A 24,193-nucleotide genomic window follows, 5' to 3' on the forward strand; every position below is an offset into this window, starting at 1 on the left:
AAGCGGTTGTGCAAAAATCGGTTGGATTTTTGAGCTTACTATTGTTTAACCCTTAACCACCAAGGCTGAATCCAACATCACGGAAACTGAATCAAAGCCGCAACATAAAATCCAGCCAGTACCGATCCTCCTTATCCCTTAACAACCACGGTTGAATTCACCACAAGCAAACCTGCCTCAAACCAGGCGCATAAAGACCAGCCGGAACCGAACCAAATTAACCCTTAACCACTAGATGAAGACTTAGTGACTGAGAGACGGAGGGACTAGGTACGTACTGAAATTTTTAGTCTCAAAGGACACGGAGAGCCCCGGAGGACACGGATTTATGGTTTAATTGGTTAACGGCTTGATTGGTTAACTGATGGGAAATGTTCGGGTGTTTGTTGTCGTACTTGCTTTTTTAATTCGAACTTTATCTCGTCTCCTCAAACCAGTCTTCAAAAACGAACTGAAAGTCAACTAACGCAAACCCTGTATTCTAACCCCGGGTAAGCCGACAAAAGAGGCGCAGCCCGGGGATAGGGGAAATGACCCACCCTGCATTGGCTATCCAGCTACTCAACGGTGAAGCCGGCTTTCCGCCAATGCCCGGGCAGGTTTAGGACCACCCCCCGGGCCCCGTCCTAAAACAGGAGGGGGAGGCAAGTCAACCATGTGCGTACTGAAATTTTTTGTCACGGAGGGCACAGAGAGCCGCGAAGGACACGGATTTATGGTTTAATTGGTTAACGGCTTGATTGGTTAACTGATGGGAAATGTTCGGGTGTTTGTTGTCGTACTTGCTTTTTTAATTCGAACTTTATCTCGTCTCTTCAAACCAGTCTTCAAGAACGAACTGAAAGTCAACTAACCCAAACCCTGTATTCTAACCCCGGGTAAACCGACAAAGGAGGCGCAGCCCGGGGATAAGGGTACTGCCCCTTCCTGCATTGGCTATCCAGCTGCTCAACGGTGAAGCCGACTTTCCGCCAATGCCCGTGAAGGTTTAGGACCACCCCCCGGGCCCCCTCCTATAACAGGAGGGGGAGGAAAGGCAACCATGTGCGTACTGAAATTTTTTGTCACGGAGGGCACAGAGAGCCGCGAAGGACGCAAAGGGAGGATGTGTGGATGTGTTGATGGTTGCTTCCGGTGCCTGAGCGGAGTCGAAGGCACCCTTAACCAACTCGGCTGAATCCAACACCACGGAAACTGAATCAAAGCCGCAACATAAAATCCAGCCAGTACCGATCCTCCTTAACCCTTAACAACCACGGTTCAATTAAAAATCAAGCCACATTGCCTAAGATCAGGTTTGATTCTCCCAAAACCTTCCGAGCCAATTAACCCTTAACATCCACGGCTGATCCCAAAACAAGCCCCAAATGCAAAAAGGCCAGACCCTAAAGCCCAGCCGATTACGATCCATTTTAACCCTTAACAAACAGGTTCGAGCGTAAGCTAATCTGTGTTATCCGTGGTGAATCATTTGGTCTACTGGCCCGTTTTTTTTACAATTCCGCCAGGTTTTCTTTGGCCAATTCAAAATCGGGGCTCAGGGCCAGGGCTTCTTCGAAGGCGGTCCTGGCTTCTTCGGTGCTGCCCTGGTCTTTGTATATCAGGCCTTTCAGGTTCTGGGCGGCGGCCAACATGCTGACTTCCTGCATGGAATTGTCTTCTTTGGGGAAGTTCAGGTTCTGTTCGGCAGCTTTCCGGTCTTTGATCAGCATATCTACCGAATTCAGGGCCTCCCCATACTTCTTCAGGCTGTACTGCAGGTAACTGGTTTTGTACAGGCTAAACAGGTCGCCGGACAGGAGGTGCAGGGATTCGAAATGGGGCAGGGCACGCTCCAGGGCTCCCAGCTGTTCCAGGGAAAAGGCAGCCACTTCCAGTCCCACCAGGCTTTCGTCGTTTCTCTCCAAAATGTCCAGCGCTACCAGGGCGGAGGAACCATATTGCTCCATCTCAAAATACAGGGAAGCCAGGGTTTCGGGATAGGAAAGGTTATTGGGATTTCTTTCCATCAGTTCATACAACTTCATTTTTGCCACGGAAGCGTCGTTGTACCGCATGGCAAGGGCATAAATCCGGTTGTCCGAATTGTTTCTGGCCTTATTGCTATCTGCAGGAACAGTGGCCGGTACTGCAGCTTCCGCATTGGTACTATCCTGGGCCATTACTACAGGCTGTACACCTGCGCACAGCAATAAAATCAATACAGCGTATTTCATAGTCATTTTTATTCTTTGGTTTTTTTCTCTAATCCTTTTTTGGAAGCCAGCTCATACATCAACTGCAAAGCTTCCTTTTTATTGTTTTGTATCTGCCCTTCGAGAATGGCTTCCTTGATCTCTTCCTTGAGGTCTCCCACCACCCGGGAGGGTTTGAGGCCAAATATAGCCATGATTTCATCACCAGATACCGGCGGCTGAAAGTTTCTTAGCTGGTCTTTGGCTTCCACTTCCTGCAATTTCTTTTCTACTTTATCGAAATTGGCCAGAAAACGTTTGACTTTATGGTCATTTTTTGAAGTGACATCCGCCCGGCAAAGTTGCATCAGGTCCTCCACATCATCCCCTGCTTCAAAGAGCAGCCTTCTCAGGGCCGCATCGGTCACCTTGTCATTGACCAGTGCGATGGGTCTGAGATGCAATTTTACTAATTTCTGCACATATTTCATCCTTTCGTCCATGGGCAATTTCAATCTCCTGAAAATCCCGGGTGTCATCCTGGCACCCTTGTCTTCATGCCCGTGGAAGGTCCAGCCCACTTTTTGGTTGAAACGCTTGGTGGCGGGCTTGGCAATGTCGTGCATGATGGCCGCCCAGCGCAACCAGAGATCATCCGTACGGGCGGACAGGTTGTCCAGCACCTGCAAGGTATGGTAAAAATTGTCTTTATGGGACTTGTCCCCCACCGAATCCACCCCCTGCAGGGCTACCATTTCGGGAAAAAACTCTGCCAGCAAACCGCTGACAAAAAGCAGCTTGAACCCATAGGAAGGCTTTTCGGTCCTGATGATCTTGTTCAGCTCATCGATGATCCTTTCTCCGGAAATGATGGACAGGCGGGAGGCATTGTGCATGATCCCGTCAAAGGTGTCCGGCGCAATATCGAATTTCAGCTGAGCCGCAAAGCGGATGGCCCGCAGCATGCGCAGGGGGTCGTCTGAAAAGGTGAGGTTCGGATTGGTAGGGGTGCGGATGATTTTCCGCTTCAGGTCCTTTACCCCATCGAAGGGATCCAGCAGCTCGCCGTAATTGGCATGATTCACCGCAATACCCAGGGTATTGATCGTAAAATCCCGGCGTTCCTGGTCCTCCTGCAAGGTTCCGGCCTCCACCTTGGGCTTTCGGGAGTCGGTTTGGTAGGATTCCTTTCGGGCTCCGACAAACTCCACTTCCCAGTCACCCACCTTGATCATGGCTGTACCAAAGTTTTTGAATACCGAAATGGGGGGTTGGCCTTCCAGGCTTTGGGAAACCGCCCTGGCCAGGCGGATGCCATCCCCTATGCAAACGAAATCTATGTCTTTGCTGGGCCTTTCCAATAAAATATCCCTCACATATCCTCCCACCAGGTAGGTTTCCATGCCCAGCTGGTCGGCCACTGCGCCTACCTGTCGAAAAATGGGTACTTTATCTATCGCACTTGTCAGATTCATGTATGTATAATTTTCACCTTACCATCGGCATGCAACTCCATGGCTTTGGATCCTTTTTCCTGCAAGGGAAAAGGCTGCTCCCCCATCAGAACCGGCTGTTCCGGCTTTTCCGTCCATCGCAAGACCACCGTTTCCCGGAGTTCAAACAGCAAGCGGTGCCAGTAAGGTGATTTGATCAGTGCAAATTTAATTAATCCCGGGGAATTCACGCCATTGCCGAAACCATTTACCGGAGGACTGTGAAAAATCACCTTATCCGGCGCATATTCCACGATGTCCAGGGCCACTTCCGAAAAATTACCCACCAAAGCCTGCAACTGGTACACTTCATGGATCAGAAAAATGCCCCCTGCTCCGGTTGGGTTACTGCCTGCGGACAGCCATTCAAAAACCTTGTCCCGGCTATCCTGAAAGGTAATTTTACCTGTTTGTCTGAATTGGGCTTTTACTGAGCGGTGGTCCACCTGATTTTATTTTATTTCAAAAAACCTCTTTGGCTACTTTATAAGTGGCATCTGCCCTGCTCATGGTGTAGTAGTGCAGGGTAGGTACCCCGTAGGCTATCAATTCCTTGCTTTGCTGGATGGCCCAGGCAATCCCTACCTCCTTTACATCGGCATTGCTCTTGCATTTTTCCAGGGCAGCCAACAAGTCATCCGGCAGGTCCAGGAAAAAAATCCTGGGCAGGTTGACGATCTGGGAAAGGGTGGTAATGGGTTTGAGCCCCGGAATGATGGGAATGTCGATCCCCATTTCCCGCACCTTTTCCACAAAAGCAAAATACTTGCGGTTGTCAAAAAACATCTGGGTGACCACATAGCTGGCGCCGGCATCCACTTTGGCCTTCAATTTTTTCAGGTCATAGTTCATGCTGGGTGCCTCAAAATGCTTTTCCGGGTAGCCTGCCACGCCCACACAAAAATCGGTTTGAAAGCCTACCTCCGTCTCGTCATGCAGGTAGCGGCCATGGTTCATGCCTATGATTTGCTCCACCAGGCCGGAAGCATACCTGTGGCCTTCCTTGTGGGGCACAAAATTGGCATCGGTCTTGGGGGCATCGCCCCGGAGGGCCAGTACATTTTCCACACCGATAAAATAGAGGTCGATCAGGGCATTTTCCGTCTCCTCCTTGGAAAACCCACCGCAGAGCAAATGGGGCACGGCATCTGTTTTGAACCGGTTCATGATGGCCGCACAGATCCCCACGGTGCCGGGTCTTTTGCGGGTACTCACTTTTTCCAGCAGCCCGTTGGCATGTTTTTTATAGACATACTCCTCCCTGTGATAGGTCACATCGATAAATGGAGGATTGAATTCCATCAAAGGAGCGATTCCCTCCAGCAGGTGACTCAGGCTTTGTCCCTTGAGTGGAGGAAGGATCTCGAATGAAAACAGCGTTTTATCAGCAGCTTTTATGTATTCGGTAACTTTCATTGCTTTTCATTAAAAGGCAGACCTGCTGCCTCAACTGTTATAGGTCAATTGGGGGGAATAAGAAAGGTTGGGAGAAAGCCAGCGCTCGGCCTGAGACTTGGAAACACCCTTGCGCCGGGCATAGTCTTCCACCTGGTCTTCACCGATTTTTCCCAGGCCAAAATATTTGCTCTCCGGATGTCCGAAATAATACCCACTGACAGAAGAAGTGGGGTACATGGCAAAACTGTCGGTGAGGCTCATGCCCGTATTTTTTTCCACTTCCAGCAGTTCAAAAAGGGTGCGCTTCTCGGAATGTTCGGGACAGGCCGGATAGCCCGGGGCAGGACGGATACCTTCGTAGGATTCCCGTATCAGCCCATCATTGTCCAGGGATTCCTCCGGAGCATAGCCCCAGTACTCTTTTCTTACCCTTTCGTGCAGGTATTCTGCCGCTGCCTCTGCCAGGCGGTCTGCCATGGCTTTGAGCATGATATCGTTGTAATCGTCTCCATCGTCCTGGAAGACTTTCAGTTTCTCCTCTATGCCCAGGCCGGTAGTAACGGCAAATCCTCCGAAATAATCCCGGGCCTTGGGATGGATGTAGTCCACCAGGCTCCGGTTGGGCACACCTTTTCCCTTGCGTCCCTGCTGCCGGAGAAAGTGAAAGACAAATTGCTTGTCCCGGGTAAATTCGGGGTCAATGATCAAATCGTCGCCGGAGCGGTGCACGGGAAACAAACCCAGTACTCCTTTGGCCTTTAACCAACCCTCATTGATGATGCGGTCCAGCATATTATTGGCATCATTGTATAGCTTCAGGGCTTCCTTGCCCACCACCGGGTCTTTCAGGATTTTGGGAAACTTCCCTGCCAGCATCCAGGTGCTGAAGAAAGGGGTCCAGTCGATGTATTTCCGGATCAGACCCAGGTCCAACCGATCCAGTACCTGGATGCCCGTCTTTTTGGGCGGGATGGGTTCATAGCCCTTCCAATCAATATTCACCGGATTGAGTTTGGCTTCCTTGTAGGTTACCAGCTGTTTCACCTGTTGCTTGGCTTCATGTTCGTCCCGAAGCTTGCTGTACAGGGCTTTCATGTCCTCCCGGTATTTGTTTCTGGTTTCCTTGTTGATGGCTTCTCCGGCTACGGGTACCGATTTGGAGGCATCTGCCACATGTACCACCGTACCGCTATACACCGGATCGATTTTCACTGCCGTATGGATCCTGGAGGTAGTGGCTCCGCCGATCAGCAGGGGTATTTTCAGGCCCCTGCGTTCCAGTTCAGAAGCCACATTGACCATTTCGTCCAGAGAAGGCGTGATCAGGCCACTCAGACCGATGATATCCACTTTATGGGCCAGGGCTTCTTCGATGATTTTGTCCGTTTCCACCATTACCCCCAGGTCGATGATTTTATAGCTGTTGCAGGCCAGCACCACGCCCACGATATTTTTACCAATATCGTGCACGTCACCCTTGACGGTAGCCAGAAGGATTCGGTTGATATTGTCTTCTGCGGCATCCTCCCCACTAAGGTTTTCCTCGGGCAGGGGCATAAAGGGTTCCAGGTAGGCCACGGCTTTTTTCATCACCCGGGCACTTTTGACCACCTGGGGCAAAAACATTTTACCTTCTCCAAAAAGGTCGCCTACCACATTCATTCCATCCATCAGCGGCCCTTCGATGACCTTCAGGGGGTCATCCAGCTGCAACCTGGCTTCTTCCGTATCGTCCACGATATGGTCCAGGATACCTTTGACCAGGGCATGCTGGATCCGCTTTTCTACCGGCTGGCTTCTCCAGGCTTCGTCTGTTTTGCTTTTCTTGCCGGCAGATTTTACCGTTTCGGCAAAGTCCAGCAGGCGCTCTGTAGCATCCTCCCGCCGGTTCCAGATCACATCCTCCACATGCTGCAGCAGGTCTTTGGGAATGTCGTCATATACTTCCAGCATGGAAGGGTTGACGATGCCCATGTCCATGCCGTTTTTGATGGCATGGTACAAAAATACGGCATGCATGGCTTCCCTGACAGGGTTGTTGCCCCGGAAAGAGAAGGACACATTGCTCACTCCCCCGCTTACCTTGGCTCCGGGCAGGTTGTTTTTGATCCACTTGGTGGCCCTGAAAAAATCTATGGCATTGGACCTGTGCTCGTCCATTCCAGTAGCTACGGGGAAAATATTGGGATCAAAGATGATGTCCTGCGGGTTGAATTTTACCTTTTGGGTGAGTACATCATAACTTCTCTTGCATATCTGTATGCGCCGTTCGTAGGTATCTGCCTGGCCTTTTTCGTCAAAAGCCATGACCACCACGGCGGCACCAAATTTTTTAATGGTTTTGGCCTGTTGGACAAACTCTTCCTCTCCATTTTTAAGGCTGATGGAATTTACAATCCCTTTGCCCTGAATGCATTTGAGCCCTGCCAGGATGATCTTCCATTTGGAGCTGTCGATCATCACGGGAATACGGCTGATTTCGGGTTCTGATGCGATCAGGTTGAGGAACCTGACCATGGCCGCTTCCCCGTCCAGCATGGCTTCGTCCATGCAGACGTCCAGGATCTGTGCGCCTCCCCGGACCTGATCCAGGGCTACCTCGATGGCTTCATCATAGTTGCCATTCAAAATCAGCCGGGCAAACTTTTTGGATCCGGTGACATTGGTTCTTTCCCCTATATTGACAAAATTGATGGCCTCACTGAACACCAAAGGCTCCAGGCCTGAGAGTTGCAATGTGGGAACCTTGTTGATATACGTCATGGATTTATTTTTCTAGGGTTTTAACATTCAGCTGTCTGGGACTGTATTTGGAAGCTGTGTTGGAAATCATGGCAATGTGTTCCGGGGTGGTACCACAGCAGCCACCCACGATATTCACCCAGCCTTCCTTGAGAAAATCTTCCAGCTGGCCATTCATTTCTGCAGGCCCCTGATCGTATTTGCCGAATTCATTGGGCAGGCCGGCGTTGGGGTAAACGCTGACGTAAAAGGGGGCATTTTCTGCCAGTACCTTCAGGTAAGGCCTGAGTTCTTTGGCCCCAAGGGCACAATTCAGCCCCACACTCAGCAATGGCACGTGGGCAATAGAAATCAAAAATGCTTCGGTGGTCTGTCCGGACAGGGTTCTGCCGGAGGCATCGGTAATGGTACCGGAAATCATGATGGGAATTCCTCCTTCCCAGGGGTCCAGGGGCAGCCCTCTTTTTTCAAAAACATCCTGAATGGCATAGAGGGCGGCCTTGGCATTCAGGGTATCAAAGACCGTTTCCACCAGCAGGATGTCCGCTCCCCCATCCAGAAGTCCTTCCACCTGTTCTGAATAGGCTTCCACCAACTGGTCAAAGGTAACGGCGCGGAAACCGGGGTCATTGACATCCGGTGAGATGGAGGCGGTCCGGTTGGTAGGGCCGATGGCTCCTGCTACAAAACGGGGTTTTTTGGGGTTCTTGGCTGAGCATTCATCGGCCACTTCTCTGGCCAGTTTGGCCGATTCCACATTGAGCTGGTAAGCCAGGTCGGAAAGCCCGTAATCTTCCTGCGCGATGGAGGTACTGCTGAAAGTATTGGTTTCTACGATGTCGGCTCCGGCATCGAAATAGGCTTTGTGGATTTCACGGATGATTTCCGGGCGGGTAAGGGAGAGCAGGTCATTGTTGCCACGGAGGGATTTTTTAACGCCATAGAGGGCTTCATTTCTGAAGTCATCTTCCTTCAGGGCGTACCGCTGGATCATGGTACCCATGGCCCCATCCAGTATTAAAATCTTTTTTTGAAGTTGCTGAAGCAATAAATCGGTTCTGTTTGGCATCTGTCTGTCGCAATTTTTTAAAAAGCTTGTACGAGCATGAACCGGAATAAAACTAGAAAAGTTTATCTAACTTTTTCGGCTCATCTTTATCCGGCATTTCCGGAACGGGAATTAGCACCTTGTCACATCAGGTTGCTAAGACATCATAGGGCCCTACCCTCCGTCTTTCTCGATAAGCAATGTCAAAAGTAACAGGATTTCAGGAGAAAAAATCCCTTTTTTCAAAAAAATTTACATTTTGAATGGAAAGCAACTGCAGGCCAGGCGGCAGGCGGCAGGGGCTTAGGGTCTTAAGCCCAGACCAAATTGTACATAAGGCCCTGAAAGGTAGTTGGCCATGGTGATTTCACCCAGGCGGTACCTGCTCAGGGGCACCTCATAGCCTCCATGCGCAGAATAAACGATCCGAAACAGGTTTTTGAATACCGGCATGGCATAGGACATGACCAGTTCGGCTTTTGTCATCAGTCCCCTCTTGCGCAGGTAGCCATCAAAATCAGGCTCTTCAAACAGCAGGGGAAACTCCGGCTTATCGGCCTGTTCTACGCTATACCGGACATTCCCAAAACCCATACCTGCCATGATGCCCAGCTCCAGGTTTCTTCGCTTGTACAATTGGTAGCCGTAATTCCCATAAAGCCGCAGGCTGTTCAGGGTATGTTGGTGGGTTTCATTCCCCGGCCCGGTGTTGGAAACATTGAAAATATCCACTCCGTACAGGCGCCCGCGGTTTTCTCCCAGAATTTTCATCCCCAGGTAACCGGGGGTATCTTTAAAGGGTTGCCAGCCATTTTCAACCAGTTCCGCATTCAGGCGCTTGGGTTTTCTGAAATTCTGACCATAGAAAAAGTGCACCCCAATTCCCGCATCGGGAAAGAAAAGGTTTTGTTCAGGTAGGGATACCCCTGCCCCCAGGCGGAAAAAAGCCCCGCTCTGCAGGTTGTCAAAGGTGATGCCGTTCATGTTCCAAGCGCCTTCAAAAGGGCTGAAGGAATACCCAAATTTGCCTAAAATACTTAGATTTTCTTCCAGGCCCGGCAGCGGCAGGTCATAGCCAAACTGAAACCCAATTTCCGTCAAAAAGCCGCCAAACCGATGCGTACCTTTCTGTACATCGTGCTTCCTGATAAGGAATCCCTGGGCTGGATTTTCCAAAAAGGATCCCAGTTCGGACGGGCTTCGCTGATCTTTGAGCATCTGGAAATTGAGGGAACCTGCTCCCAGGGACATGTAATGCACCAGGTGAAACTTACCTTCCTCGGTGAGGGAGTAGCCGATGTTCATGTAAAACCTGCTGGTTCGGTGGTCCAGGGTATAATCTCTGAAATAGGAATTGGTTCCGTTGTTTTGAAGGAGTTCGAATCCCAGAATAAAATCAGTAAGCCTGTATTGGTAGCCCAGCCCCATGGTATTGTATCCTCCGCGGAGGTCAGAGATTCCTTTATGGGCGAGCATCTCGTTCAATTCCCTGATATTGGAACCTGAGGTCCCCACAATAAAATACAGGGTAGAGCGCTCTGAAAGCTTACCTTGCTGGGCCTGCAGCTTGTCTGCCCCGAAAATGCAAAGAATCAAACAAGTTATCCATTTCATAGTGCATCCTAAAGGTGCAAAGGTAAAATTTTAACCGGAAAATTGCAGGATAATTTCTGCTGCTCCTGTTTTTTTGCCGCATGGAGGAGATGACTTTCCTAAATCTTACAGCACGTGCTCCTTGGGATTTGTAATCCCGAGGACAGTGCGGGGGATCAAAGGTACTTGATGATTTTGCCGTAGAGGTTTTCCGGGGAAAAGGGTTTGGAGATGTAATCATCCATGCCTGAAGCCTCGAGCTGTTCTTTCACTTCCAGCAGAGAGGAGGCGGTGAGGGCAATGATGGGTACGTTTCGCTTGGAAAGCAGGTCCAGTTTGCGGATAATTCTGGCCACTTCAAATCCATCCATTTCCGGCATTTGCAGGTCGAGCAGCACCAAATCGAAATCATTCTTAAAAAAATGATCCAGGGCTATTTTGCCATTGGCGGCAAAAACAATTTCTCCAACACCCCATTTTGACAGGAATTTTTTAAGCAAAACCTGATTGACCTGGTTGTCTTCTGCCACGAGGATTTTCTTTTCATCCAACTTCCCATTCCATTCGATCACATCCTTGGCACTTAATTCAGGGAGTTCATCCTGCTTTTCAAAATCCACTTCAAACCAAAACGTGGATCCTTCCCCCAGCTTGGATTCCAGGTGGATGTCGGTTCCAAAAAGCCTGGTCAGCTTTTTGACAATGGCCAGCCCCAGACCTGTGCCTCCGTATTTTCTGGTGGTATCCGAACTCGCTTGAGTAAAGGCATCAAAGATGGATTTGACCTTACTGGTGGCAATACCGATACCGGTATCTTCAACGGTAAACCTTACCTTTACCCAATCCTCTTTCTGGCTGACCAAATCCAGGGATATTTTAATGTAGCCCTCATCGGTAAATTTGATGGCATTGCTGATCAGGTTATTGAGAATCTGGGCGATGCGCACAGGATCTCCTATCAATAATTTGGGCAGGTCAAAATCAGGCTCATAAATAATTTCCAGGGACTTGTCACGGATCTGGTACGCATAGGAATGAATGATCCTGTTGATCAGGTTTTTGGGTTCAAAAGGTACTTTCTCCAGAATCAGCTTTCCCGAATCAATCTTGTTAAAATCCAGAATGTCATTGATAAGGCCAAGTAAATTTTCCGCAGAAAATTGCAGGGTACGCAGGTTTTCCAACTGATCTTCTCTGGGATTATCTTCGAGTAGCAGGTGTGAAAGTCCGATGACCGCATTCATGGGGGTACGGATCTCATGACTCATCACAGACAAAAACTGACTTTTTGCATTGAGGGCAGACTCCGCTTTTTCTTTGGCTTTAAAGAGCTCCTTCTGGGTTTCCTTCAGTTTGGTAATGTCTCTGGCTATTCCGGTATAATACCGCACCTCCCCTTTTTCATCCTTGATCACCTTTCCACTGGAACTGAATACCCGGTAATGGCCTTTTTTGTGGCGCAACCGAAATTCAAATTCGGGATTGTCCTGAAAATACCTGATCGGGCTGATCTCACCATCCAAAAATACCTGGGCATCTTCCGGATGCAGGAAATCGGTAAAATCCCCGCTGGTAAATTCAAAGGTTTCATAGCCCAGGAATTGCTTGACATTGGGAGAAACATAGCTCAGCTCCATCTGCGCAGTGATGGAGAAAATAATTTCAGTAGATTCTTCTACCAGGTTACGGTACTTGATCTCACTTCTCTTGAGCTCTTTTTTTGCTTTGTATTCCTCTGAAATATCCCGTACAATCCCCAGGTAGTATTCCAATTGATCGCCGTTAAAAATGGGCTTGGCGGTCAATTCGTAGATCCGGTTCATGTAGGGAAGGATTTTACTGACCGTGTTCCCCTTTTCCAGTGCTTCATGCATCAGGGGGGCCACTTCCTCCAAGGTAGTAGTATGCACTTCCTCAATGGTTTTGCCTTCAAAATATTGCTTTTCCAAACCCCAGTATTTGAAATTGGACCCCTCGGCGACCAGGTACCTGAGGTTCCTGTCTATCAGGAATACATTGGTATGCGGAATATTGGAGGCCAGGACCCGGTACTGGTTTTTAATCTTTTCGATTTCCAACCTGTCATTTTTCCTTTCGGTCACATCCTGCAGGAGACCCTCATAGAGGATCACTTTGCCGTCCTGGTCGAAAAGCGGTCGGATTTTATCTTCTACCCATCTATAGGTCCCATCCGCTGAAATAAGGCGATACTCCCGGCTATACTGGGCCTTTTCCGGATGAACCAGTTCCTTTTCAAAAATACACAGGTCTTCCGGATGGATGAGGTCCATCAGGCTGGCTGCCTGATGGATCAGCTTGTCGGCCTTGTAGCCAAACTGGTTGATATTTTCGGTAATGTAACAGAGCTTGAACCCTTGATTGGGCTCCACCTCAAAGAGCACTGCAGGGCTATTTTCAATGATCATCTTGGCCTTTTTGGCCATTTCTTCCCGCTGGATTTTAGATGTCAGGTTTCTGACCAGAAAGGAATACCCTATTTTTTCTATTTCTCTGTTTTGAATTGGTTTTACCGATACTTCATAGGGTTGCACCTGACCCGAATTATCCAATAGCTGCACCTCTTCCACCCAAATCCCTGCCTCAATGGCCTGTTTGGCCAATCCTTCAAAGGTAGACGAAGCTGCGTTGGTAATTTGAAAAAAATCGCTGATTTTGCCCTGGCCATTTTGCTTGGGGTTTCCCTCAAAAATGGCCTCCTGATTCATGTAAACTACTTTCAGATTCAAATCAGTGACATAAATTGGTTCATTGACCTGAGCCAGGATCTGGGATTCAAACAGCAGTTTGCGCTCCACTGTTTTCTTTTCAGTAATGTCATTACAAAAGCCAAAAACCTCCAGGTTTCCCTGAGGGGTCAATTGGTTGACCTGCACTCCGTAGGCAATGTATTTTTCTTTACCATTTTCATTGGTGAAAATGAATTCACCGGAAACAGATTTTCTTTTACTTATAGCCAGTTGAATCTTGGATTTTACCTTATCCCTGTCTTTTGAATGAATCAGGTTGAGGAAATTGCGAATACTCATGGCACCGATGCCGTTATCCAGCTGAAATATCCGGTTGATTCCTTTAGAAAAATAAATCCTTCTGTCCGAGTGATTGAAACGCCAGGAACCGGATTTGGCCAGGATCTCCGTAGAACTCAATAACTTTTCGTTACGGAAAAGTTCTGCCTTGGTGGAGCGATTGATATAGGCCGCTCCCAGCACATCACCCAATTGCTTCAGGACATACTCATCCCGATGGGCCTGTTTCCATTCCTGCTGGGGCAGGGTACTGCTCAGGGTATACAATCCCAATAATTTGTTTTCTGCAAAAATGGGCACCAGGATGAAGGACCTGATACCATACCGCTGTGCGATCAGGGCTTCAAAGGGATGTAATTCGGCTACTTGCTGCAGGTCTCCAACTGCTCTAAAGCGGGCATTAGCGAGGAGATCAAGAAAATTTTCCTGACCTTCAAAGGATAAGGCTTGTTCTACCTTGGCCGATCCCCGGGAAGGGTCCTTCTCCCATTCAAAAACGCAATCCAACAATTTTATTTCCTCGTGCACCAGAAAAAAATTGGCTCTTTCTGCGTGCTGGGCATGGGCGATCATGGATAAAGCTTTGATAAAAACCTGATCCCATTCCTTATCTGAAGCATTTAAAAACCGGGTAGAAACCCAATTGATCATCCGTTCAAATTCCACCTTCCGGTGCAGCAAGCTGGCAGGATCTTCTGCTGCAGACAATTTCCGGCTGGGAATTCCATCTCCATTGAATTCCTGCCCGCTGCTGTGACTGGAGATAAAATACCCTGTGAGCAAACAGATCTTCCCCCCTTCTTCCTGCACCCTGCCTTCAATTTTCAACAGCAAAAGTGTATTCCCCTCGTGAAGGTACTCAAAGCCGATACCTTCCTGGTGTTCGTCATCAAAATAGCAATGAATATCCTGAACCAAATGATCAAAAACTTCCAGATAGGATGCCCAACCACTGCCCTTTTTTTTATGGAAAGGCAGCCAATCCCCGTCTGAAAATATCACCTGATCCCTACTAAAAACCAAAAGCAAATCATGCCCTTTTTTGGGGCCCTGAAATAGGATTTGTTCGAACTCCTTGTTCATCTTAAAAATACGTATTCATTATTTTTTATAATCAAACATCAAACTGTCTTATATCGACAAGCTCTTGATGTAATTAAGGCCTTAAGTTAATAACAAAAATCAATTCTATCATTATTTTGTCCTAATAATATCTCATTCCCTCAAGTAGCAAGAAAAAATATCCGATAAAATCCCTGCCCTATACTTCCCTGTCGAGTTCGGAAAGTAATTGTTCCAAACCGGCCTTTTTGACAAGTTGGTTGTTTACCACTGCCACAGGTCCTGATTTACAGCAATCCATGCATTTTGTTTTCACCAGCTTAAACTTGCCGCGGTAGGCGCCGCTTTGGATGGTATGTTTGATCTTCCCGGCAAAATCTTTTGCTCCGTTGCTTTTACAATCAGAACCTGTACAAACAAAAACAAATTTTCTCCGCTTTTTCATCTCTCCAACCATTATCCGTTACCAAAGGCCAGCTGCAGCAAAATACCACAAATGTAGGCACCATACGTACCTACTCCATAACCCAGCACAGCCAGCAGCACCCCTACCGGTGCCAACGCCGGATGAAAAGCCGAGGCCACAATAGGTGCCGAGGCTGCCCCTCCCACATTGGCCTGGGAACCAATCGCTACATAAAAAAAAGGCGCACGGATCACAAAAGCAACCAGCAACATAAAAACGATATGAAATATCATCCAAATAAAACCTACCAGAAAGAAAACCGGATTATCCAATACGGCTCTCAGGTCCATTTGCATACCAATGGTAGCCACAAGCACATACAGAAGCACACTCCCCATCCGGGAAGCGCCCACTCCCTCCAGTTTCCTGAGACGGGTAAAGGAAAGCAGCAATCCACCGGTAGTGGCCAGAATCACCAGCCAGAAAAAGGAAGAGTCCAGCGAATAAGGCTTCAGGGCAGGATAATTTTTACCAATAAAATCGGCCAGCATTTCACCAAAAAAATGAGCCATACCGGTAATCAGAAAGCCCAAACCCAAAATGGTCATGGTATCTGAAAGGCTGGGGATTTTCATGATACTCAGCTGATATTTTTCTACCCTGTCCTTCAAGGCAGTAATGGCCGAGGTATCTGCCTTTAGCAGCCTGTCCGGAAGGGCAGGTTTGGCTGCCCAATAAAGCAAAAAAGCCATCCATAAATTGGCCACGATCACATCTACGGCTATCATCTGGCTGAAAAGCACCGGGCTGGCCCCGAAAACTTCCAGCATGGCGGTCTGGTTGGCACTGCCTCCGATCCAGCTGCCGGCGATGGTAGCCAGGCCCCGCCAGGTCTCCTCTGCTCCTACTCCACCCAAAACCTCGGGGTAAAATAGGGATACCAGGTACAGGGCCACCGGTCCCCCCAGGATAATGCCAAAGGTGCCAGTCAGAAACATGATCAGGGCCTTAGGTCCGAGTTTCAGCACGCTTTTCAGGTCTATACTCAAGGTCAGCAAAACCAGGGAAGTGGGCAGCAGGTACCTGGAGGCTACGAAATACAATTGGGAATCTGCCCCGGATATCAGGCCGAAAGTATTGAAAAGTGCGGGTATAAAATAACACAACAGTACTACCGGAACAAAACGATAAATGGCCCTGAAGATGGGGTGATTGCTGGCTGAAGTATAGAATACCAGTGCCAAAATACCCATAATAAGGCCAAAAACTACCGCATCATTGCTTAACCATGCATTTTCCAAAACTAGCTGATCTTTTTCCAAAGTGTTAAAAATTCGCTCAATATCATGGCCGTAGCACCCCAGACCACTTCCTTGTTGATTTCATAATAGGGCGCCTTTATGGTAGTGCCCCTGCTGGTAAATACCAGTTTTTCTTTTGGTATGTCATTGCGGAGTAGTCTTTCAAAATCACAAGGAATCAATTGATCCACTTCCCTGGGGTCAATACTGAATACCGGTGGATGGCTGGCATAGCCCACAAAGGGTCGGACCGAAAAATTGCTCGGCGGAATATACAAATCTGAGAGGCTACCCATAATGGTAATCGATCTGCGGTCTACCCCAATCTCTTCCTCCGTCTCACGGCGGGCCGTGTGGCTGAGGTCAGGATCACCAGGATCCATTTTGCCACCTGGCAGGGCTATCTGACCGCTATGAACACCTTCATATATAGCCCTTTTGATGAAGGGGATGGTAATCCCATCCGGGCCGGGACAAAACAGCAATAACACGGCACCTTTTCTCGCCGTTTCCAACCGCTTTTGGTCAAATCGTGCTTCCTCTACCGGCACCGGTGCCATGTGTGCCTGCCCACTGCGACCAGGCAGGGGCTGTTTCAATCCTGCCTCCAGCACTTTTATCAATTCAATAAATTCCATTAGCCTTTTTTAATGGCCCGAAAAAAAGGCCTGAATATCATTCAGGCCTTTTTCACTTATCAAACCTATTAAACCTATTGGGTTATATTCAATAAATGAATAAACTCGGACGAAATTTAAACAATAATTCTACAATTCCAAAGGGTAATAATTTTGTCGGAAAAAAATAAAACAGTAATATTCCTCTTAAATGATTGATGAACTACTGCCTTTTCTTTTTTATGCCAGATACCCACTTGCTTCACACCGCCAATACGATATTGAAAGGGTATGAAACCTATATTTCTGAATTTAACCGGATTACCAGAAAAATACCGGCTAATTTTGTCCGGCGTGACTGGAAGACCCTCCAGGACAACCACCGAAAAAGACTGCGCCTGTACAAGGACCTGCTAAAAAGCATTGTTGCCAGCTGCCAGGAACAGCTGGGGGAAAAGGTGGCCCAAAAAGAAACCTGGATCCTGATGAAATCCAGCTACCTGGAATTGATCAGGGAAAAAGCAGACAAGGAGCTGGCAGCTACTTTTTTTAATTCGGTTTTCAGAAAAGCCTACCCAGGCCATATCATCGATGACGCCCTCATGTTTGTAGAGGCTCCCTTTGAAGAAATCCCCCGTGAAATGGATCCCCGGCTGTATTACAATTATCCGGCAACGGGAAAACTGGAGGATATCTTCAGAAAAATCCTGGCTGACTTTGATTTTGGTGCTCCCTACTATCAACAAGAAACGGACATTCAAAACCTGGTCAGCGGAGTAAAGAAGGTGATACTCAGCAGGTATAAGACCACTTCGGAAACCACCACCCAGGTATTGAGGGATATTTTCTATCGGAACAAGGCCGCTTACCTAATCGGCAGGACCTTTATCGGCCAGAAATGGATGCCCTTTATCATACCTTTTGTTCACAATGACAAGGGCGTATTTGCAGATACCCTTATTTTTGACCCCAATATCATGAGTGGTATTTTCAGTTATACCCGGTCCTATTTCATGGCAGGTATACAAACTCCTGCGCAAACCGTCCTTTTCCTGAATTCTGTCATCCAACACAAACGCCCTTATGAAATTTATAATGCCATAGGATTTAACAAACACGGCAAAACAGCCTTTTACAGGGATTTTACCAGACACCTGAGGGATAGCCAGGATGATTTTGTGGTCGCCAGTGGAATCAAGGGCATGGTCATGACGGTTTTCACCCTTCCCTCTTACAATATTGTTTTTAAATTGATCAAAGACCATTTTGAGCCCCCTAAAAACATGACCCGACAACAGGTCAAGGAAAAATACAAGCTGGTGGGCCTGCATGACAGGGTGGGGAGAATGGCCGATACCCATGAATTTGAAAACTTCAGGTTGCCCCTAAACCGGATTGCTCCGGAACTGATGCGGGAATTGAAAAATACGGTCAACTCCCTGCTGGAAATTGAGGGGGACAGCCTGGTCATCCGACATTTATATATCGAAAGGCGGTTAAAACCCATGAACCTCTACCTGGAAGACTGCAGCCTGGAAGCGGCCAGGCAGGTGGTAGATGATTATGCCAATGCCATCCTGCAAATGGCGCAAGCCAATATTTTTCCCGGGGACATGATGATCAAAAATTTTGGCGTTACCCGGCAAAACAGGGTCATCTTTTACGATTATGATGAAATTGAGTTTCTGGAAAACATGACCTTCAGGGCCAAACCCAAACCGGAAACCTACGATCAGATCTATGCTTCCGAACCCTGGTATGAGGTAAAGGAAAATGACGTTTTCCCTGAAGACTTCAAACGCTTTATGATTGGAAGGGCCGATGTGAGGGAATATTTTATCCAATCCAATCCCCAGCTTTTTGATCCCGAATACTGGAAAGCCATCCAACGCAAAATCCAACAAGGGGAACTGATTCATGCTTTTCCCTATCCGGAAAGCATGCGGTTCCGTCCTGAAGAAAAAGTCTGATCGCTATTCTTTGTACCAACTGGCATATTTGGGATAGTTGGCCGCAATGCGGGTAATAGTCGCTTCCATTTCCGGCCCGGTAGCCTTCACCCTTTTGGCAGGAATACCTGCATAGATGCTGTTTTTTTCCACCACCGTACCCGCCAAAACCACTGCTCCCGCAGCAATGACGGCCCCTTCCTGAACCACGGCATCATCCATAACGATGGCACCCATGCCAATCAATACCCGATCCTCTATGGTACAGCCATGTACTATGGCCTTGTGAGCGATACTTACATCCGAACCAATATTGACCGGTGATTTTTGGTAGGTGCAATGGATGACAGCCCCATCCTGTATGTTGCTGCGATCCCCGATGCGGATATAGTGCACATCCCCGCGGATGACGGCATTGAACCACACGGTACATTCCCTGCCCAGGACCACATCCCCCACTACGGTAGCATTATCTGCCAACCAACATCCATCACCAAATTGAGGGGCCTTTTGTCCAACTTTTTTAATAAGTGCCATATTTATGAAAACCAGAATAATATTAATGTAAATAAAATTATTTTCCCATTTTAAAAAATTTATTTCAACAAACACTGAACTTTTTTATATAAAAACAGTTTGAGTGTTTATACATATAAAACAAAACCGATCTTAATTAAACCATTATTATTTATGAAAACAATTAAATTATCAGGATTCCTGTTATCGGCAAGCTTGCTTGCCTTTTCGTGTGGTCAAAGTTCAGACACAGTAGAAACTTCAGAAGCACAGGAAGCAGCGGCTGCTACCGGATCTACAGTTTCCCTTGATGTAAATTCCAGCAAAGTCAATTGGAGAGGCTACAAGCCAACCGGTCAGCACAATGGGCTCATTCCGGTAACCGGAGGTGAAATATCTATAGAAGGTGATGCCATTACGGCCGGAGAGTTTACTTTTGACATTACAGGGCTGGAAATTCATGACCTGGAGGAAGGCAGTGAAAACCATGGTAAATTGTGGAACCACCTGCAGTCAGATGACTTTTTTGATGCCGCCAACCATCCGCAGGCAAGTTTTGTGATCACTGAGATCAGCCCGTATGCATCAGGAGATGAGGTGCAGGACAAGGAGCAATTTGAATCTGAAAATACACCAAAAAGTGCTTCAGAACTTGCCCCAGCTACACCTACCCATTGGATCAGCGGTAACCTGACCATGAGAGGGAATTCCAAGAACATTAAATTCCCAGCCAGCGTATCCATGAACAATGGTATTATTGCCGCACAGGCAGGTTTTAACATTGACCGTACAGAATGGGGATTGTCTTACGGAGATGAAGCTTCTGCTGTAGACAAAGCAAAAGATCAGTTTATCTACAATACGGTAAGTGTGAATTTTGACATCAAGGCCAATTGATATATTAAAGTAGCAATTGTGTGAAAGAGAAGGGGACAATTTGTCCCCTTTTTTGTTGCCTTTTTCCTATTTTTGCCAACATGTCCATGGCTGAACGCACCCTCCCCCTTTCCATCCACCCGCAGTGGATCCATCAACTTCTCGATTGGGCAGATCAGCATTTCAGCTATTTCAGCTATTTCAACCCCAACGGCATGGCCTATCCCAACGGTGCTTTCAAGCATGTTTTTTATGCAGGAAATCAGGCCGTTGACCTGGATCATTTGGATGAGTTGCCGGCAGGAAAACCAAAAATAGGTGTCATTTCCTATGATCGGAAAAACCGGTATGAAGACCTGAACAGCAAGCATGATCCCAGGGTAGCTTGTCCCGAAACCTTGTTTTTCAGCCCTGAGATTACCGTGAGTTTTTCAGGAGATACCGCACACCTTACCGCTGCTGAGCCAGAGGTTTGTGCCAAAGCAATCGCTTCCACCCGGGCAGATGACCAGGACTCCAGGGGAAGCTACAGCCTGCAGGCGTCGCACGATGCATCCACTTATGCCAGGGAATTTGATAAGGTGCAACAGCATATCCTCGATGGGGATATTTATGAAATGAATTTTTGCATGGATTTTCATGGAAGGCTGTCTTACTGTGATCCTGTGAGATTTTATTTGCAACTCTGTGCGCATTCTCCCATGCCCTTTAGTGCCTTATTCAAAGCAAAGGACTTGTTCCTGAGTTGTGCTTCGCCCGAAAGGTTTCTGAAGAAACAGGGCCTGACATTGCTTAGCCAGCCTATTAAGGGGAGTGTAAGAAGGGGCAGCGATCCGGAGGAGGATGCATGGCTAAAGAAAACCTTGCTGGAAAGCGAAAAAGAAATGGCGGAGAACCTGATGATTGTAGACCTGATGCGAAATGACCTGTCCAGACTAGCCCAAACAGGCACTGTCTGCGTAGATGAATTGTTCGGCATCTATTCCTTTCAACAGATTACCCAGATGATCTCTACAGTAAGTTGCCAACTGCTACCCGGAATTGGGTTTGAGGAAGCGATCGCCAAAACCTTTCCCATGGGCAGCATGACCGGTGCCCCAAAGATAAAATGCATGGAACTGATTGAAGCCTATGAATCCTTTAAAAGGGGCTGGTTTTCAGGATGCCTGGGATACATCGATGCATCCGGGGACTTTGACTGCTGTGTCATCATCCGTAGCCTTGTCATGGACCGTGCTGCGAAAACATTTTACTTTGGCGTAGGCAGTGCCATCACCGCTGATGCCAATGCCGCTGACGAATACAGGGAATGCCAACTGAAGGCTTCCACACTTATACAGACTTTAAATCATTTTTATCAACTTAAAACCGACCCAGTTAAATGGCCACATTGAACAATATTCTGACATCCATCACCCAAAAAAACCCACATGAAGCAGAATACCACCAGGCTGTGGAAGAGGTATTTGAAAGCCTGCTTCCCGTCCTGAAGGCAAACAAAACCTTTGTTGATGAAAAGCTTTTTGAAAGGATATGTGAACCCGAAAGGGTGATTTCCTTCCGGGTGTGCTGGATCGATGATCGGGGCAGGGTGCAGGTAAACAGGGGGTTCAGGGTTCAGATGAACAGTGCGCTGGGACCATATAAGGGGGGACTTCGATTTCATCCCAGTGTAAACCAGAGCATTCTCAAATTTCTGGCTTTTGAGCAGGTATTTAAAAATGCCCTTACCGGTTTGCCCCTGGGAGCAGGAAAAGGGGGAGCAGATTTTGATCCAAAGGGAAAATCTGATGGGGAAGTCATGCGCTTCTGTCAGGCCTGGATGATGGAGGCTTACCGGCATATCGGTCATTTTACAGACGTACCTGCCGGTGATATCGGTGTAGGCGAAAGAGAAATAGGCTATTTGTTTGGTGCCTATAAAAAACTAAAAAATGAATTTCAAGGGGTACTTACCGGAAAAGGCCTGGACTGGGGCGGTTCTTATCTAAGGCCCGAAGCCACCGGTTATGGCCTGATCCACTTTGCCCATTTTATGCTTACGGAGGTGGATGACAACCTGGGGAACAAGACCTGTTTGGTGTCTGGAGCAGGCAATGTGTCCCAGTTTGCGATGGAAAAACTATTGCAGGAGGGTGCAAAAGTGGTGGCATTTTCAGATTCTACAGGCTTTGTACATGACCCGGAGGGGATGACGGAAGAAAAACTCAACTTCCTGAAGCTAGTCAAAAATGGGGAAAGGAAAAGTATTGCTGCTTTTGCTGAAAAATATGCCTCAGCTACCTTTACCGCAAATGGAAATAAAAACATTTGGTCCATCCCTGCCGACTGTGCTTTCCCCTGCGCTACCCAGAATGAACTGAATGAAACAGATGCCAAAACCCTGCGGAAAAATGGGCTGATGCTATTGGCAGAAGGGGCGAACATGCCCTGTACCCCCGAAGCCATCAACTACCTGCAAAAAACCAAAGTACTCTACGGGCCGGGCAAAGCGTCCAACGCTGGCGGTGTAGCGGTATCGGGACTGGAAATGACCCAGAACAGGATGGGCCGGTATTGGGACAAGGTAGATCTGGAAAAAGAGCTGCGGGCCATCATGAAAAATATTCATGAAAAATGCCTGGAGACCATCGCCAAACATGGCTTGTCGGAGCAGGATTACCTGAATGCGGCCAATATAGGGGCTTTCGAAAAAGTAGCCAAAGCCATGCAGGCACAGGGGACCGTCTGATACATGTCATGGCTGAGATCCGGAAGATCATACATGTAGACATGGATGCTTTTTTCGCATCGGTGGAACAGCTGGATCATCCGGAATACAGGGGCAAGCCACTGGCTGTCGGGGGAAACAAAGAAAGGGGGGTGGTAGCAGCTGCCAGCTATGAAGCCAGGAAATTTGGGGTAAGGTCCGCCATGTCTTCCAGGCTGGCAGCAAAAAAATGTCCGGAACTCATCTTCGTCAAACCCCGGTTTGATCGATACAAGGAGATTTCACAGGAAATCAGGAAAATATTTCTGGACTATACCGATCTGGTAGAACCATTGTCCCTGGATGAGGCCTTTCTGGATGTAACGGTCAATCATTTCGGTCTTCCTTCAGCCACTCTCATTGCCAAAGAAATCCGGCAAAGGATCAAAACCGAAACCGGCCTGAATGCATCGGCAGGAATTTCCTACAATAAATTTCTGGCCAAAGTGGCTTCTGACCTGAATAAACCCAATGGTCAGGCGGTGATTACCCCTGAAAAGGCAGAGGCGTTTTTGGAAAGACTGCCCATAGAGAAGTTTTTTGGCATCGGTAAGGTCACCGCTGAGAAAATGAAATCCCTGGGCATTCACAACGGCCATGACCTCAAACAATACTCGCTGGCCTTTCTTACCGGCAGGTTTGGGAAATCCGGCCTGCATTATTACGAAATCGTAAGGGGCATTCACAAAAGTGAAGTGAAGCCTGACCGGATCAGAAAATCGCTGGGAGTGGAAAGCACTTTCGAAAAGGACCTGATAGGCCTGCCGGCAATCCTGGACAGTTTGAAAGAAAATATTCTACCTGAATTTTTTAGGCGACTCCAGCGGAACCAGGCCAGGGGAAGGACCCTGACGCTCAAGATCAAGTACCATGATTTTACGGTCCATACCCGGTCCAGAACATTTTCTGAGCCCATCCCCATGGACAGTATGGAAAACCTGACATTGGAGCTGGCCCGGCAGGAAGGGATTACTGATCCGGTGCGGCTGTTGGGGGTCAGCCTGTCCAACCTGATCAAGTCTGATGAACCCGGGGAGCAGCTCAAGATCAGCTATTGAGTTTGGGTATGTTCAATAATGGTACAGGAAAAAATATCCTGCCCCTACAGGGCTCCACTATACGGTAGGCTCCCTTTGCGATGGGCTGCACCCATCGCTGGGGTATTTTGCCCCTGCAGGGCTTTGTTGAATGGATAAATGTGTTGGATCTAACAGTTTAACGC

Annotated in this window: 17 protein-coding genes and 1 riboswitch; of the genes, 5 read left to right on the forward strand and 12 right to left on the reverse strand. The window is 48.0% G+C overall.

Annotated features, from left to right (window positions below):
* Positions 1-1,493: 1,493 nt before the first annotated feature.
* The 11 genes from GL182_RS23890 to GL182_RS23940 all read right to left on the reverse strand — a co-directional run bounded on the left by GL182_RS23890 (position 1,494) and on the right by GL182_RS23940 (position 16,902).
* Positions 1,494-2,216: a tetratricopeptide repeat protein gene (locus tag GL182_RS23890; RefSeq protein ID WP_410492726.1), complete on the reverse strand. Its 723-nt coding sequence runs from the start codon at positions 2,214-2,216 to the stop codon at positions 1,494-1,496.
* An 8-nt stretch (positions 2,217-2,224) separates the two neighbouring features.
* Positions 2,225-3,649, reverse strand: a complete 1,425-nt coding sequence (locus GL182_RS23895; protein WP_163382558.1) for a CCA tRNA nucleotidyltransferase — start codon at positions 3,647-3,649, stop codon at positions 2,225-2,227.
* Entirely contained in the window at positions 3,646-4,113 is a 468-nt protein-coding gene (locus GL182_RS23900) for a hypothetical protein (RefSeq protein ID WP_163382560.1), read from the reverse strand. The genes GL182_RS23895 and GL182_RS23900 overlap by 4 nt, the downstream gene beginning before the upstream one ends.
* A gap of 16 nt (positions 4,114-4,129) precedes the next feature.
* Positions 4,130-5,083 carry a methylenetetrahydrofolate reductase [NAD(P)H] gene (gene metF, locus GL182_RS23905; protein ID WP_163382562.1) on the reverse strand — a complete coding sequence of 318 codons (954 nt, stop codon included), beginning with the start codon at positions 5,081-5,083 and terminating at the stop codon, positions 4,130-4,132.
* A 30-nt stretch (positions 5,084-5,113) separates the two neighbouring features.
* Positions 5,114-7,828: a methionine synthase gene (metH, locus tag GL182_RS23910; protein WP_163382564.1), complete on the reverse strand. Its 2,715-nt coding sequence runs from the start codon at positions 7,826-7,828 to the stop codon at positions 5,114-5,116.
* A gap of 4 nt (positions 7,829-7,832) precedes the next feature.
* Complete coding sequence (locus tag GL182_RS23915; protein WP_163382566.1) at positions 7,833-8,876, reverse strand: homocysteine S-methyltransferase family protein; 1,044 nt, start codon at positions 8,874-8,876, stop codon at positions 7,833-7,835.
* Positions 8,877-8,953: 77 nt separating this feature from the next.
* Positions 8,954-9,055, reverse strand: a riboswitch (SAM riboswitch).
* A 103-nt stretch (positions 9,056-9,158) separates the two neighbouring features.
* Entirely contained in the window at positions 9,159-10,451 is a 1,293-nt protein-coding gene (locus tag GL182_RS23920; RefSeq protein WP_240469951.1) for a hypothetical protein, read from the reverse strand.
* Positions 10,452-10,624: 173 nt separating this feature from the next.
* Positions 10,625-14,578, reverse strand: coding sequence for a PAS domain S-box protein (locus GL182_RS23925; protein ID WP_163382570.1), 3,954 nt, complete (start codon positions 14,576-14,578; stop codon positions 10,625-10,627).
* Positions 14,579-14,756: 178 nt separating this feature from the next.
* Positions 14,757-15,002 carry a (2Fe-2S) ferredoxin domain-containing protein gene (locus GL182_RS23930; protein ID WP_163382572.1) on the reverse strand — a complete coding sequence of 82 codons (246 nt, stop codon included), beginning with the start codon at positions 15,000-15,002 and terminating at the stop codon, positions 14,757-14,759.
* Between the two features lie 11 nt (positions 15,003-15,013).
* Complete coding sequence (locus GL182_RS23935; RefSeq protein ID WP_163382587.1) at positions 15,014-16,216, reverse strand: DUF819 domain-containing protein; 1,203 nt, start codon at positions 16,214-16,216, stop codon at positions 15,014-15,016.
* Positions 16,217-16,266: 50 nt separating this feature from the next.
* Positions 16,267-16,902 carry an NUDIX hydrolase gene (locus GL182_RS23940; RefSeq protein ID WP_163382574.1) on the reverse strand — a complete coding sequence of 212 codons (636 nt, stop codon included), beginning with the start codon at positions 16,900-16,902 and terminating at the stop codon, positions 16,267-16,269.
* Positions 16,903-17,099: 197 nt separating this feature from the next.
* Between GL182_RS23940 and aceK the strand changes: the two genes are divergently transcribed.
* Positions 17,100-18,851: a bifunctional isocitrate dehydrogenase kinase/phosphatase gene (gene aceK / locus GL182_RS23945; protein WP_240469952.1), complete on the forward strand. Its 1,752-nt coding sequence runs from the start codon at positions 17,100-17,102 to the stop codon at positions 18,849-18,851.
* A gap of 3 nt (positions 18,852-18,854) precedes the next feature.
* Here aceK and GL182_RS23950 read toward each other — a convergent pair whose 3' ends face one another.
* Complete coding sequence (locus GL182_RS23950; RefSeq protein WP_163382576.1) at positions 18,855-19,367, reverse strand: gamma carbonic anhydrase family protein; 513 nt, start codon at positions 19,365-19,367, stop codon at positions 18,855-18,857.
* A 153-nt stretch (positions 19,368-19,520) separates the two neighbouring features.
* Here GL182_RS23950 and GL182_RS23955 point away from each other — a divergent pair, with 153 nt between their 5' ends.
* The 4 genes from GL182_RS23955 to dinB all read left to right on the forward strand — a co-directional run bounded on the left by GL182_RS23955 (position 19,521) and on the right by dinB (position 24,029).
* Positions 19,521-20,243 (forward strand): YceI family protein, encoded by a 723-nt coding sequence (locus GL182_RS23955; RefSeq protein ID WP_163382578.1) that lies wholly within the window; start codon positions 19,521-19,523, stop codon positions 20,241-20,243.
* Positions 20,244-20,329: 86 nt separating this feature from the next.
* Entirely contained in the window at positions 20,330-21,616 is a 1,287-nt protein-coding gene (locus tag GL182_RS23960; protein ID WP_163382580.1) for an anthranilate synthase component I family protein, read from the forward strand.
* On the forward strand, positions 21,604-22,953 hold the full coding sequence (gdhA, locus tag GL182_RS23965) for an NADP-specific glutamate dehydrogenase (RefSeq protein WP_163382582.1): 1,350 nt from the start codon (positions 21,604-21,606) through the stop codon (positions 22,951-22,953). Before GL182_RS23960 ends, gdhA begins: the two co-directional genes overlap by 13 nt.
* 8 nt (positions 22,954-22,961) lie before the next feature.
* Positions 22,962-24,029: a DNA polymerase IV gene (gene dinB, locus GL182_RS23970; RefSeq protein ID WP_163382585.1), complete on the forward strand. Its 1,068-nt coding sequence runs from the start codon at positions 22,962-22,964 to the stop codon at positions 24,027-24,029.
* Positions 24,030-24,193: the final 164 nt, after the last annotated feature.

The sequence above is a fragment of the Cyclobacterium sp. SYSU L10401 genome (genome assembly GCF_010993705.1).
Lineage (GTDB): Bacteria > Bacteroidota > Bacteroidia > Cytophagales > Cyclobacteriaceae > Cyclobacterium.